The 13,037-nt window shown below is 66.2% G+C and carries 14 protein-coding genes; 11 read left to right on the top strand and 3 right to left on the bottom strand.

Annotated elements, in window-relative coordinates; all coding sequences use genetic code 11:
* The 6 genes from GM672_RS03890 to corA all read left to right on the top strand — a co-directional run bounded on the left by GM672_RS03890 (position 1) and on the right by corA (position 6,083).
* Positions 1-2,076, top strand: coding sequence for a ribonuclease catalytic domain-containing protein (locus GM672_RS03890; protein WP_155469212.1), 2,076 nt, complete (start codon positions 1-3; stop codon positions 2,074-2,076).
* A gap of 142 nt (positions 2,077-2,218) precedes the next feature.
* Positions 2,219-3,070: an energy transducer TonB gene (locus GM672_RS03885; protein ID WP_155469211.1), complete on the top strand. Its 852-nt coding sequence runs from the start codon at positions 2,219-2,221 to the stop codon at positions 3,068-3,070.
* Between the two features lie 19 nt (positions 3,071-3,089).
* Positions 3,090-3,908 carry a shikimate dehydrogenase gene (gene aroE / locus GM672_RS03880; RefSeq protein WP_155469210.1) on the top strand — a complete coding sequence of 273 codons (819 nt, stop codon included), beginning with the start codon at positions 3,090-3,092 and terminating at the stop codon, positions 3,906-3,908.
* A complete protein-coding gene (gene mtgA / locus GM672_RS03875) occupies positions 3,905-4,618 on the top strand; it encodes a monofunctional biosynthetic peptidoglycan transglycosylase (RefSeq protein ID WP_155469209.1) in 714 nt (237 codons plus the stop codon). The genes aroE and mtgA overlap by 4 nt, the downstream gene beginning before the upstream one ends.
* Complete coding sequence (locus tag GM672_RS03870; RefSeq protein ID WP_155469208.1) at positions 4,615-4,989, top strand: DUF4124 domain-containing protein; 375 nt, start codon at positions 4,615-4,617, stop codon at positions 4,987-4,989. The genes mtgA and GM672_RS03870 overlap by 4 nt, the downstream gene beginning before the upstream one ends.
* Before the next feature lie 128 nt (positions 4,990-5,117).
* Complete coding sequence (gene corA, locus GM672_RS03865) at positions 5,118-6,083, top strand: magnesium/cobalt transporter CorA (protein ID WP_155469207.1); 966 nt, start codon at positions 5,118-5,120, stop codon at positions 6,081-6,083.
* Between the two features lie 45 nt (positions 6,084-6,128).
* On the opposite strand, the gene GM672_RS03860 is transcribed toward corA, so the two are convergent.
* The 3 genes from GM672_RS03860 to thiD all read right to left on the bottom strand — a co-directional run bounded on the left by GM672_RS03860 (position 6,129) and on the right by thiD (position 8,862).
* On the bottom strand, positions 6,129-6,536 hold the full coding sequence (locus tag GM672_RS03860) for a cytochrome-c oxidase (protein ID WP_155469206.1): 408 nt from the start codon (positions 6,534-6,536) through the stop codon (positions 6,129-6,131).
* 158 nt (positions 6,537-6,694) lie between these two features.
* Positions 6,695-7,987, bottom strand: a complete 1,293-nt coding sequence (hemL, locus tag GM672_RS03855; protein ID WP_155469205.1) for a glutamate-1-semialdehyde 2,1-aminomutase — start codon at positions 7,985-7,987, stop codon at positions 6,695-6,697.
* An 8-nt stretch (positions 7,988-7,995) separates the two neighbouring features.
* Positions 7,996-8,862, bottom strand: a complete 867-nt coding sequence (thiD, locus tag GM672_RS03850; protein WP_170299917.1) for a bifunctional hydroxymethylpyrimidine kinase/phosphomethylpyrimidine kinase — start codon at positions 8,860-8,862, stop codon at positions 7,996-7,998.
* A gap of 107 nt (positions 8,863-8,969) precedes the next feature.
* Between thiD and GM672_RS03845 the strand changes: the two genes are divergently transcribed.
* The 5 genes from GM672_RS03845 (at position 8,970) to GM672_RS03825 (ending at position 13,033) form a co-directional block, all read left to right on the top strand.
* Positions 8,970-9,122: a rubredoxin gene (locus GM672_RS03845; RefSeq protein ID WP_155469263.1), complete on the top strand. Its 153-nt coding sequence runs from the start codon at positions 8,970-8,972 to the stop codon at positions 9,120-9,122.
* Between the two features lie 188 nt (positions 9,123-9,310).
* Positions 9,311-9,706 (top strand): response regulator, encoded by a 396-nt coding sequence (locus tag GM672_RS03840; RefSeq protein WP_155469203.1) that lies wholly within the window; start codon positions 9,311-9,313, stop codon positions 9,704-9,706.
* Positions 9,707-9,722: 16 nt separating this feature from the next.
* A complete protein-coding gene (locus tag GM672_RS03835; protein WP_155469202.1) occupies positions 9,723-10,088 on the top strand; it encodes a response regulator in 366 nt (121 codons plus the stop codon).
* Complete coding sequence (locus GM672_RS03830) at positions 10,089-10,688, top strand: chemotaxis protein CheW (RefSeq protein ID WP_155469201.1); 600 nt, start codon at positions 10,089-10,091, stop codon at positions 10,686-10,688.
* A gap of 38 nt (positions 10,689-10,726) precedes the next feature.
* Positions 10,727-13,033, top strand: a complete 2,307-nt coding sequence (locus GM672_RS03825) for a methyl-accepting chemotaxis protein (RefSeq protein ID WP_155469200.1) — start codon at positions 10,727-10,729, stop codon at positions 13,031-13,033.
* The last annotated feature ends 4 nt before the right edge of the window (positions 13,034-13,037 follow it).

Below are 13,037 nucleotides of genomic sequence, written 5' to 3'. Positions count from 1 at the left end.
ATGAATGTCTTTTTTGAAGAATCCGGCGATTTCAAGGTCGGTACCGTGCTGTCCCAGGCTGGCGAGGCCTACCAGGTGGAGCTGGCCAGCGGCAAACGCAGCAAGGTAAAGGCCAAGGACGTGCTGCTGCAGTACGAGAAGCCGGCGCCGGACGTGCTGCTGACGGAGGCGAAAGCCGTGGCGGCCGATGTCGACCTCGATTTTCTGTGGGAAGTGGCGGGCCAGGAGGAATTCGGCTTCGCGGAACTGGGCACGGAATACTTCGGCCACGCGCCGCTGCCGCACGAGGCGGCGGGCCTGATCCTGGCACTGCATTCGGCGCCCGTGTACTTCTACAAGAAGGGGCGGGGCCGCTACAAGGCCGCGCCGGAACAGTCGCTGCAGGCCGCGCTGGCCGGCATCGAGAAGAAAAAGCAGCAGGCCATCGTGCAGCAGCAGTATGTCGATGAGCTGAAAGCGGACAAGCTGCCGGCGCCGATGGCCGGCATCGTCCAGCAGCTGCTGTTCAAGCCGGACAAGAACACCATCGAATTCAAGGCGCTGGATGCGGCCTGCAACGAGCTGCACACGACACCGGCGCGCCTGATGCTGGCCGTTGGCGGCATCGGTTCGGCCAAGGACCTGCACATGGCGAAATTCCTGTTCGAGAATTTCCCGAAAGGCCACGGTTTCCCCGACGTGCCCGTGCCGACGGTGCGTGCCAAGCTGCCGCTGGCGGCCGTCGAAGCCTTCTCCATCGACGACGTGACGACGACGGAAATCGACGATGCCTTCTCGGTGGTGCACCTGGAGGACGGCAATGTCCGCATCGGCATCCACATCGCCGCGCCGGGCCTGGGCATCCGCCCGGACGACGCCATCGACAAGATCGCCCGGGCCCGCATGTCCACCGTGTATATGCCCGGCGACAAGATCACCATGCTGCCGGACAGCATCGTCAATGCCTTCACCCTGGCCGAAGGCAAGACCTGCCCGGCACTGTCGCTGTATGCCACCCTGAATCCCGCCGACTGGACGGTCGTTGCCACGGAGACGAAGGCCGAGCTGGTGCCGATCGCCAACAACCTGCGCCACAACGACCTCGATGACGTCGTCAACGAGGACACCCTGGCCGACGGCAGCGGCGAGTATCCCCGCAAGGCGGAACTGACCCTGCTGTGGGGCTGGGCGCGCCACCTGGAAGCGGGCCGCATGGTCAAGCGCGAAGGCTTCGGCCTGAAGCCGGAACAGAACAACCGCGTCGACTTCAATTTCTACGTGGAAGACGACGTCGTGACGATTTCCCGCCGCAAGCGGGGCGCGCCGCTGGACAAGATCGTCGCCGAGCTGATGATCTTCGCCAACAGCACGTGGGGCAAGCTGATGCACGATCACGGCGTGCCGGGCATCTACCGCAGCCAGGGCCAGGGCGTGGGTGGCTGGGCCGCCAAGATGCAGGTGCGCATGGTGACGCACGCGGCGCCGCACCAGGGCCTGGGCGTGGACCAGTACGCGTGGAGCACGTCGCCGCTGCGCCGCTACACGGACCTGGTCAACCAGTGGCAGATCCTGGCCTGCGCCGAAAACGGCGTGACGGCGCCCCTGGTGGCGCCGTTCAAGCAGAAGGACGCCAACCTGTTCGCCATCGTCTCCGCCTTCGACGCGGCCTACGCGGCCTACGCCGACTTCCAGGCCAATATGGAACGCTACTGGTGCCTGCGCTGGCTCGGCCAGGAGGACAAGCGCCAGGTCGAAGCCGTCGTGCTGAAGGACGAAGTGCTGCGCCTGACGGACATTCCGCTGATCATCCGCCTGCCCGGCATGCCGTCCGTGGCACGGGGCGCCGCCGTCAAGCTCGACGTGCTGCGCTGGGACGAAGTGGACCTGTCGATCGAAACGCGCCTGCTGGAGATCCCGGCGGACCAGGCCCCGGCCGGCGACGTCGACTTCGAGGAAGACGAGGGCGAGGAAGCAGCCGGCGCGGAAGTACCTGGTGCGGCCCTGGTCGGCGAAACCGTGCCGGAGCTGGTACCCGACGCCGACCAGCCGGCCGACGAAAAGGCGGAAGTAGCCGCCGCCGAGCCGCCTGTTGCCTGAAAAATGGGGACAGACCCCATTTTTCGAGCAATTATTTCCTCGAAACAGGGGGCTGTCCCCGGTTTTACGCGCGTAGAATGACGCATTCCGCCTTGCCTTTTGCTGCCTGCCTGTGAAGTCTCTTCAAGAAAACCGGTTCCTGATGATTGCCCTGGCCGTCTCCGTGATGGCGCATGCGGCAATGCTGGCGGTGCGTTTCGCGGCGCCGAAGGAGTTCAAGATCGCGCCCACCGATCCCACGCTGGAAGTCATCCTCGTCAACGCCAAGCACGCCAACCGGCCGCTGAAGGCCGATGCGCTGGCCCAGGCCAACCTGGAAGGCGGCGGCAATGCCGACAAGGGCCGCTCGAAGTCGCCCCTGCCGGACATGCGGCGGATGGAGGACGGCGACAGCATCAAGGCGGCGCAGAAGCGCATCGACGAACTGCAGGCCAAGCAGGATGCCCTGATGACGCAGGTGAAGAAGACGCCGTACCGGGCCGCGCCCGTGGCGGAGGAAAAGAAGCCGGACCCCGTGCCGAGCGGCGCCGACCTGGTGGAAAGCAGCCGGGCCATCGCGCGCATGGCGGCCGAGATCACGCAGCGCATCGAGGACGAGAACAAGCGCCCCCGCCGCACCTACATCACACCCAGCACGCAGCAGGTGGGCTACGCGATGTACTACAAGACCTTCCAGCGCAAGGTGGAAGAGGTGGGCACACTGAACTTCCCGCAGAAGAACGGCCGCAAGCTGTATGGCGAGCTGGTGCTGCAGATTCCCATCTTCCAGGACGGCACCTTGTATATGAAGGAAGGCGGCATCAAGGTGCAGACCAGTTCCGGCAACCCGGCGCTGGACGAGGCGGCGATCAATATCGTGCGCCGCGCCTCGCCGTTCGGCAAGTTCCCGCCAAATATGCTGTCCTCCGACAAGGACGACCTGTGGGTGATCATCACCCGCTTCAAGTTCACCCGCGAGGAAAAACTGGAAACCAACCTGAACAGTTCAAACTGACAGGAATCGACAGGACAATATGGACCGCTATTGCGTTTTCGGCAACCCGATCGCCCACAGCAAATCGCCCGACATCCACGCCGCCTTCGCCGTCCAGACGGGCCAGCAGCTGGAATACACCAAGCGTCTGGCGCCCGTCGACGGCTTTGCCGCGGCCGTGCAGGCCTTTATCGCCGAGGGCGGCAAGGGCGCCAATGTGACGGTGCCGTTCAAGCTGGAAGCGCACAAGCTGGCCGGCGCGCTGACGATCCGGGCCCAGGCCGCCGGCGCCGTCAACACCTTGCTGTTCGACGAGCACGGCATCACGGGCGACAACACGGACGGTGCCGGCCTGGTGGCCGACATCCTCGTCAATGCGGGCGCGGCCATTGCAGGCAGGCGCGTGCTGCTGCTGGGCGCCGGCGGGGCCGCGCGCGGCGCCGTGCTGCCGCTGCTGGAACAGCGCCCGCGTGAACTGGTCATCGCCAACCGCACGGTGGCCACCGCCGACGCGCTGGTGCGGCAGTTCGCCGCGCTGGGCGGCGAGGGCGTGCTGTCCGCCTGCGGCTTCGGTGACATCGCCGGCAGCTTCGATATCGTCGTTAACGCAACATCGGCCAGCCTGCAGGCCGAGCTGCCGCCCATCGCCCCATCGGTATTTCACCCAGGCACTCTTGCTTTGGATATGATGTACGGCAAGGAACCGACCGTTTTCCTGACCTTCGCGGCAAGCCATGGCGCCGTGCCGCGGGACGGCCTGGGCATGCTGGTCGAGCAGGCCGCCGAAGCCTTCCTCGGCTGGCGCGGCGTGCGCCCGCAGACGGCGGCGATATTGGAAACCATGCGTCAAACACTATGACAAACGTGCGCAAGTCCCCGGGCCGCTGGGCCTGGGTCAAGTGGGTGTTCATCGTCCCCATCGTCATCGTCCTGGCCGTGCAGGCCTATTTTTTCGTCCAGATCTGGTGGTGGGTCGACCATAACCCGACGATGACGGCTTTCATGCGCCAGCAGCAAGCCGCAATGCGCGAGAAGGATCCGAACGCGACCGTCAAGCAGCAGTGGGTGCCGTACGAGCGCATCTCGAAGAACCTGAAGCGGGCCATCATCGCTTCGGAGGACGCCAATTTCTCCGACCACGACGGCGTCGACTGGGACGCGCTGGAAAAGGCCTTCGAGCGCAACGACAAGCGGGGCAAGGTGACCCATGGCGGCTCCACCATCACCCAGCAGCTGGCCAAGAACCTGTTCCTGTCCGGCTCGCGCAGCTACCTGCGCAAGGGCCAGGAACTGGTCATCACGTACATGCTGGAAGCGCTGATGGACAAGCAGCGCATCTTTGAAATCTACCTGAACGTGGTGGAATTCGGCCGCGGCATCTACGGCGCCGAGGCGGCGGCGCGCTATTACTACCGCATTCCTGCGGCCAAGCTGGGCGCCTCGCAGGCGGCCAAGCTGGCCGTGATGCTGCCCAACCCCCGCTACTATGACGCCCACCGCAATACCAATTACCTGAACCGGCGCACGGCCACCATCCTGCGCAGGATGGGGTCGGCGGAGCTGCCATGAGGCGCCGGCAAGCGGGCTTGAGCCTGGTGGCGGTCGCCCTCGCGATGGCGGCCCTGGCGGCGCTGGCCATGGCCGCGCTGTTCTCGATGCGCCATGAGCGCAACCTGTTCGCCGAAGGCTGGCGCAAGGTGGCGGGCCCGGGCGCGCCGGCCATTGCCGCACAGGCATCCGGGCCTGAATCCTCCACCGCGCCGCTGCGCAAATGCACCATCGACGGACGGACCGTCATCTCCAATACGGAGTGCGGCCACCGGGGCAAGGTCATCGCCATCCACGATTCGCACGGCATCGAAGCGCCGAAGGCGCCGCCGGCCCCGGCCGAGCCGCAGCAGGGCTTGCGCGAGAAGATGCTGGAACGGGCCATGCCCTAAGCCTTTTCTAAGCCCCGGGGTACAAAAAGGTGCCAGGCGGTATGGTCTGGGCCCGGCCTTTGCGGGTACACTTGCGCTGTTTTGAATTTTGCGCCCCGCGCGCCTGATCCACCCGGCTGAGAGTGCCTATGATCAATGTATTCGTTTTACAAAATGGCCGGCTCAACCAGGTGCCCATCGAGACGCGCGAAGACCTTGAACAAGTGGCACCGGTCTGGGTCGACCTAACCGACCCGAACGACGACGAACGGGCCTGGGTCAAGGCCATCTACGGCGTGATCCTGCCCGGCGAAGACGAAGTCAAGGACATCGAAGCGTCGGCCCGTTACTACGAAGCGGAAAACGGCGACCTGCATCTGCGCACCGACTTCCTGCTGGAAGAAGACGACGGCCCGTCGCGCGTCGTCACCGTGGCCTTCATCCTGGCCCGCAAGATGCTGTTCTCCGTCCACACGGACGACCTGCCCGTGTTCCGCCTGGTACGCATGCGCGCCCGCTCGCGCCCCGGCTCGATCGCCGACTACATGGACGTGCTGCTGGACCTGTACGCCACCGACGCCGAATATTCCGCCGACGCCCTGGAAGGCATCTACCAGAACCTGGAAGAAGTGTCGGGCCGCGTGCTGCAGGAAGAATTCACCGACAAGGACGCGGCCGATGCGCTGTCGGCCATCGCCCACGAGGAAGACTTGAACGGCCGCATCCGCCGTAACATGATGGACACGCGCCGCGCCGTCAGCTTCCTGATGCGGGGCCGCCTGCTCAATTCCGAGCAATTCGAGGAAGCGCGCCAGATCCTGCGCGATATCGAATCGCTGGACGGCCACACTTCCTTCCTGTTCGACAAGATCAACTTCCTGATGGACGCCACCGTCGGTTTCATCAACATCAACCAGAACAAGATCATCAAGATCTTCTCCGTGGCCAGCGTGGCCTTCCTGCCGCCGACCCTGATCGCCAGCGTCTACGGCATGAACTTCAAGATCCTGCCGGAACTGGAATGGACCTACGGTTACCCCTGGTCGCTGGGGCTGATGATCACCAGCGCCATCGCCCCGTTCCTGTACTTCCGCCACCGCGGCTGGCTCAAATAAACCGGGGACAGTCCCCTGTTTAAAAGCAACAGCCCCAATCCGGTGTCATTGCGCGCGCAGGTTGAGGAACAGGTTGGCGGCAAAGGCGACAATCGACGCGGCGGCCATGATTTCGGCCGCGCCCAGGTAGGGGATGGCGCCCTTGTCGCCCGTCAGCAACAGATACGCCAACGCGCCCATCATCACAGGCAGGGCCAGGTTCAGCGTCCAGAAGTGGATGCGCGCCAGCGTGCTGTGGCCCGCCTGCGGAAACACCGTGTAGATGATGCCGGCCAGCGCCAGGGTGGTCCAGCCCAGCAGGTTGACGTGCACGTGCACGGGGCGCAAGGTGAAGTCCTGGCTGGCGCCCATCACGAGGCCCATGCCCACCCCCACCAGCAGGTACAGCACCGCCAGCTTGATCCAGATGATGCCGGCCGCCGGCGGCGGTGATGTTCGATGGGTGGTATGCATGCCGGGCTCCCGTGCAGTAGTTGGAAGCTGGCGATTGTAAGGAAGGCAGGGGCGCGAAATGTCGCGATATTGTCATGCACTCTGCATGCAATCGTCATTGCACGGCGTCGCCTTCGTGCCCCGCGCCGTGGCGCGAGGCGCCGGACCTTATGTGGCCGTCATGCCGCCTTCATGGCGCGGAACACCTTGCGGGCCGCGTCGATGGTGGCGTCGATGATGGCGTCGTCGTGCGCGGCCGAGACGAAGCCGGCCTCGAAGGCGGCGGGCGCGAAGTACACGCCTTCGTCCAGCATCGCGTGGAAGAAGGTGTTGAAGCGGGCCCGGTCGCCGGCCATCATCTGGGCGTAGTTCGACGGCGGCTGCTCGCTGAAGTACAGGCCGAACATGCCGCCTTCGTAGTCCGCGCAGAACGTCACGCCTTCCTGGAAGGCGGCATCGGTCAGGCCTTCGGCCAGGCGTTTCGCGCTGGCGGTCAACTTGTCGTAGAAGCCGGGCTGCTGGATCAGCTTCAGGGTCGTCATGCCGGCCGCCACGGCGATCGGGTTACCCGACAGCGTGCCGGCCTGGTAGACCGCGCCCAGGGGCGCCATATGGTTCATCAGCGCCGCGCTGCCGCCGAAGGCCGCCACCGGCAGGCCGCCGCCGATCACCTTGCCCAGCGCCGTCAGGTCCGGCTCGATGCCGTAAAGTTCCTGGGCGCCGCCCAGGCGCACGCGGAAACCGCACATCACTTCATCGAAGATCAAGAGGGCGCCGTGCTGCGTGCACAGGGCGCGCAGGGCCGCGAGGAACTCGGGCGATGCCTTGATCAGGTTCATGTTGCCGGCCACGGGTTCGACGATCACGCAGGCGATCTCGCTGCCGAAGTTGGCGAAGGCCTCCTCGATCTGGGCTACGTCGTTATAGTCCAGCACCAGGGTGTGCTTGACGAAGTCTTCCGGCACGCCGGCCGACGTCGGGTTGCCGAAGGTGAGCAGGCCGCTGCCGGCTTTCACCAGCAGCGAATCGGCGTGGCCGTGGTAGCAGCCTTCGAACTTGACGATCTTGTCGCGGCCCGTGGCGCCGCGTGCCAGGCGCAGCGCGCTCATGGTCGCTTCGGTGCCGGAAGAGACCAGGCGCACCTGCTCGATGGACGGCACCAGGCGGCAGATTTCCTCGGCCATCAGCACTTCGGCCTCGGTCGGCGCGCCGAAGGACAGGCCGCGCGTGGCCGCTTCCTGCACTGCCTGCACCACGTCGGGATGGGCGTGGCCGACGATGGCCGGGCCCCAGGAACCGATGTAGTCGATATAGCGCTTGCCGTCGGCATCCCAGAAGTAGGGCCCTTCGGCGCGGGTGATGAAGCGGGGCGTGCCGCCCACGGAGCGGAACGCGCGCACCGGCGAATTGACGCCGCCAGGCGTGGTCTTCTGGGCGCGCTCGAACAGCGTGTCGTTCTTTGAAATCGTCATTGCTTGTCCTATGTTGGTGCGGCTGTTTTGTTGGCTTGCGCCGCCTGCGGGTGCAGCGCATAAAAACGGTTCGGTACCAGCCGGCCCATGCCGTAGCGGCGCGCATGCTGCAAGGTGCCGTGGGTGTATTGCTGCGCCAGCTGGACGGCGCCGGGCACGTCGACGCCCCGGGCGATATGGGCCGTGATGGCGGCCGACAAGGTGCCGCCGCAGCCGATGAACGGCCCGGCCAGGTGCTGCCAGCGGTCGTGGCGCACGATGCCGCCGTCGCCGTACAGGGTGTTGGCGCGCAGGCCCGTCTCGGCACGCGACGTGCCGGCGGGCGTGCCCGTGACGAGCACGTAGCGGCAGCCCAGGTCGATCAGGTGCTGGGCGTCGTCGGCGACGGTTTCGCCGTTGGCCAGGTCGCGCCACGTCTCGGCCAGGTGCCCCAGCTCCACGTGCGACAGCATCAGCAAGGTCGCCTGCGGCACCAGCAGCTGGCGCAGCACGGTGAGCAGCTCTTCCGGATCGGTATCCTCGGCCAGGGCCGGCAGCTGCGAGCCGAAGGGATCGAGCACGAGCGGCGCATCCGGGTAGTCCGACACCACTTCGGCGATCAGCGAGATATGCTCCATATGGTCGAGCGCACCGATCTTGAAGGCGGCGAACTGCGCATCCTCCAGCACCATGCGGGCCTGGTCGGAGACCCAGTCCGGCTCCACGTGCTGCTGCTCTTCCACCTTGGCGCTGTCGCCGATCAGGAGGGACGTGGTAACCGCCATGCCTTGGCAGCCCAGAGCCGCGAACACCCCAAGGTCGGCATGTACGCCGATCGCGCCGATCGGGTCGGCCACACCGAAGGTCAGAATAAGTGGAGAAGTTTGGTTTTGCACGGCCAGTAGATTAAGATACCTGATTCGGCATTTTACTTGATTGAGGATGGCAGAACGTGAGCAGCAATACCTTGGATAATGGTGCGACGCAGGAATTCAAAAGCTGGATGTGCCTCATTTGCGGCTGGATCTACGACGAAGAGGCCGGCTTGCCGGAGGAGGGCATCGCGCCGGGCACACGCTGGGCCGACGTGCCGATGAACTGGACCTGCCCGGAATGCGGCGCCCGCAAGGACGATTTCGAAATGGTCATGCTGTAATGACGATGCCGGCGCGGCGCCGTGTTCCGACGCGATGCCGGCGGCGCGTGAAAACGCTTCATATTCCCTAGTATAGAAAACCCGTCCGCCATGGGGCGCACCCCTGTGCTATCGTGCTGGCAAAGGCGCGAGGATGGGCGCGATCAGGGGGTGCCGGCCGGGCACGATGGGGTGGATGACAAAGTGATATGACGACAACGCCGCAAGCGACAGGTTTGAAAATCATGGTGATCGACGACAGCAGCACGATTCGCCGGTCCGCCGAAATCTTTCTCAGCCAGGCCGGCTATCAGGTGGTGCTGGCCGAAGACGGCTTCGACGCGCTTGCCAAGATCAACGACCACCATCCCGCGCTGATCTTCTGCGACATCCTGATGCCCCGCCTGGACGGCTACCAGACCTGCGCGCTGATCAAGAAGAGCGCGAAGTTCCATGCCGTGCCTGTATTGATGCTGTCCTCCCGGGACGGCCTGTTCGACCGCGCCCGCGGCGCCATGGTCGGCTCGTCGGCCTATCTCACCAAACCCTTCAGCAAAGACAGCCTGCTGGCCGCCGTGCGCGAGCACGCCGGCACAGGCCAATAAGACCAGCGAGGCAAGCATGGCCATAAAAAAGATACTGATCGTCGACGATTCGCCCACCGAGCGTTACTACCTGACCGATATCCTCGTCAAGCAGGGCTACCAGGTGTCCACCGCCGAGAATGGCGAGGAAGCGCTGGCGCGCATCCGCACCGACAAGCCGGACCTGATCCTGATGGACGTCGTGATGCCCGGCGCGAACGGCTTCCAGGTGACGCGCTCGATCGCGCGCGATCCGGAACTGCAGGACGTGCCGGTGATTATCTGCTCCAGCAAGAACCAGGAAACCGACCGCATCTGGGGCCTGCGCCAGGGCGCCAAGGAATACCTGGTCAAGCCGGTGGACGCGGCCGATTTGCTGTCCAAGATCGCGGCGCTGGGTTAAATGGCGAACGGCGGGCAGGAGATCCTGACGGGCGACGATGGCAGCGCCACGCATGAAGCGAACGATGCCGGTGCACCGGACGGTGCCGAGCGGCGCAGCCGCCTGCGCCAGTACCAGGTGGGCCTGCTCGAGCGGGTGCAGGCGGCGCAGAGCGGGGCCGTCGATACGGGGCGTGCCCTCGGGGTGCTGATCGGCACGCGGCGCTACCTGCTCGAGCTGACGCAGGTGGGCGAGATCGTGCCGAACCAGCCGGTGGCGGCCGTGCCGCTGACGCGCGACTGGTACCTGGGCCTGACCAATGTGCGGGGCAACCTGACGGGCGTGGCCGACCTGGCCCGCTTCCTGGGCGGACCGGCCATTGCGCCGGGGCCGGACACGCGGCTGGTGACCTTCGGCGCGGGTCTGGGGTTTCCCTGCGCGCTGCTGGTCTCGCGCGTGCTGGGCCTGCGCCGGCTGAGCGACATGACGGCGCAGGCCATTGATGCGTCCACCGACGGCTGGTGCGCGCAGACGTTTACCGACAGCGAAGGCCAGGCGTGGCAGCGGCTCGACCTCGGGCAGCTGGTGCACGATCCACGTTTCCTGCACGTGGGCCGATAGCCCGGCCGGGCACCTCAGGTTGAAAACAAGGGGATGTGATGGGTTTTAAGTTTTTCTCGCGGGCCGCCCGGCAGCAGGGGCATGACGGACCGGGATCGGAATTCGGCGGCTTCGGCGATTCGCAGTTCGCCGGCCAGGCAGGCGCCGCGGGCGGCGCGGCCGGCACTGCGGATGAACCGCTGCGCCTGCGCGACGCCCTGCGCCGGCGGGGCGGCGAGGCGCCGGCCGGGCAGGTGCTCGACAGCGCCTCGGGCTTCCGGCTGCCGCTGATCGGCCACCTGCCGCCGTCGCGCCAGTTGAATTACCTCGTCACGGCGCTGGCTGTCAGCCTGGCGCTGTCGGCGGCCTTCGTCGCGCTGAACGTGCACCACAGCGCCATGGGCGCGCTCAGCACGCAGATGGCGGGCGACGCGCTGATGCACTCGCAGCGCATCGGCAAGGCCGCGCCGAACGCCGTGCAGGGCAATGCCGAAGCGTTCCGCCAGCTCGACGAGAGCCGGCGCGAACTGGCCAACGACCTGCGCCTGATGGCCCAGGGCGGCACCTACCAGGGCCGCAGCGTTGGCGCGGCCGGCGGCGACCTGCAGGAAGCGGTGGCGCAGGCGCGCGCCAAATGGAGCGCCACCGACAAGGCGGCCGAGACCATCCTGAACCAGCGCGGCGCGCTGGCCGGCGTCGACAAGACGCTGCAGCAGATGAATGCGGCCTCGCCGCAACTCTTGGCCCTGACCGAGGAAATCGCCGCAGCCAAGCTGCAGCGTGGCGCCACCGCCCGCGAGATGGCGGCGCTGGGCCGGCTGACGATGCTGACCCAGCGCATGAGCAGGAGTGCCGGTGAGTTCCTCACTTCCGGCGGCATCAGCTCGGAAACGGCATTCCAGCTGGGCCGCGACGTCACCGTGTTTCGCACCACGGTGGATGGCTTCCTGAACGGCAGCGCCGCCCTCGGGCTGGCCGCCACGCGTGACGAAGCCCTGCGCCAGCGCCTCGAAGCGTTGCGCGCCCAGTTCGAACCCTACCAGGCCCAGGCCGATGCCATCCTGGCCCGGCTCGACAAGTTCGCCGCCGCCAAGAGCGCCGAGCGGCTGATCTTCGCCCAGAACGAGGACCTGCGCCAGCGCCTGGCCGGCCTGCTGGAACGCTACCGGCATGAACAGGAGGCGCTGAACTGGACCTTCTGGCTGATGATCGCCGGCGGCATGATGACCCTGCTGACGGGAGCGGCGATCGGCCGCGTGCTGCTGCAGGATTCGAACAACCGCACCCGTGGCGCCGAGCGCCGCCGCCTGGAAGCGGAAGCGATGCGCCTGACGGCCCAGCAGCAGGAAGAGGCGGCCAAGGCCACCAATGCGCAGAACCAGGCGGCCATCCTGCGCCTGATGAACGAGCTGCAGGAAGTGGCGGACGGCGACCTGACGGTGCAGGCCACGGTGTCCGAAGACATCACGGGCGCCATTGCCGACTCGGTCAACTACACGGTCGAGGAGCTGCGCGGGCTGGTGGGAAGAGTCACCGTCACGGCCGAACACGTGACGGCCGCATCGACCCAGGCCCAGGGCATTTCCAGCGACCTGCTGCACGCCTCGCAGGAGCAGGCCCGCGAAATCCGCGATGCCAGCGCCACCGTCGTGCGCATGGCGCAGGACATCACCGACGTGTCGCGCTCGGCCAGCGAATCGGCCGACGTGGCGCGCCAGTCCGTGGCCGCCGCGCGGCAGGGCGCCACGGCCGTGCAGAACGCCATCCTGGGCATGCACGAGATCCGCGAGCAGATCCAGGAAACGTCGAAGCGCATCAAGCGGCTGGGCGAATCGTCGCAGGAGATCGGCGAGATCACGGAACTGATTTCCGACATCACCGAGCAGACCAATGTGCTGGCACTGAACGCGGCGATCCAGGCCGCATCGGCAGGCGAGGCCGGGCGCGGCTTCTCCGTCGTGGCCGAGGAAGTGCAGCGCCTGGCCGAACGGTCGGCCGAAGCGGCCAAGCAGATCGGCGCGCTGGTGCGGACCATCCAGGCCGACACGCACGACGCCGTGGCGGCCATGGAGAAATCGACCCAGGGCGTGGTCGAAGGGGCACGCCTGTCCGACGCCGCCGGCGCCGCGCTGACGGACATCTCGCAGGTGTCGAACCGGCTGGCCGAACTGATCCAGGGCATCTCCCATTCGACCGGCATGCAGGCCACGTCGGCCACCGGCGTGGCACACAATATCCAGCATATCCTGCAGGTGACGGAACAGACCAAGGAGGGCACGCAGCAGACGGCGCAATCGGTGCACAAGCTGTCCGTGCTGGCGCAGGAGCTGAAAAACTCGGTGTCGCGTTTCCGCATTTCATCCTGAGTAC

This window comes from Pseudoduganella buxea, from assembly GCF_009720835.1.
Lineage (GTDB): Bacteria > Pseudomonadota > Gammaproteobacteria > Burkholderiales > Burkholderiaceae_D > Rugamonas > Rugamonas buxea.
The sequence above is the reverse complement of the archived record's forward strand: the minus strand, read 5'-3'. Positions and strand labels throughout refer to the sequence as shown.